Raw genomic sequence first — 250 nt, 5'->3', positions numbered from 1 at the left:
GGTGATGTCCACGTCCTTGGCCGCGACCACATTGCTGGCTGACTGGGTGTACGTACCGCCTGCGGTCAGGCTGACATTGCCGCCCAGGCTGCCGACGTTGCTGGCCACCTGCGCCACCTGGGCGTTGTCGTCCAGGTGATTCTTCTTGTTGTAGCCGGCAAAGCGCTCGGTGTCGGAAATGACCACCGTACCGATGCCCTTGCTGGTGGACTGGTTGGCATTGCCCAGAATGTCCTGGCCACTTTGGATG

Annotated in this window: 1 protein-coding gene; it reads right to left on the bottom strand. The window is 61.6% G+C overall.

What is annotated here, in order from left to right:
• Positions 1 to 250, bottom strand: a 250-nt coding sequence (locus XpruCFBP8353_RS23190; protein ID WP_133125735.1) for a hypothetical protein, incomplete at both ends; no start/stop codon positions are given.

Origin of the sequence: Xanthomonas prunicola (genome assembly GCF_002846205.1) — a bacterium.
GTDB classification, from domain to species: domain Bacteria; phylum Pseudomonadota; class Gammaproteobacteria; order Xanthomonadales; family Xanthomonadaceae; genus Xanthomonas; species Xanthomonas prunicola.
Note: the sequence above shows the minus strand (reverse complement) of the source record. Positions and strands in the feature narration are given on the sequence as shown.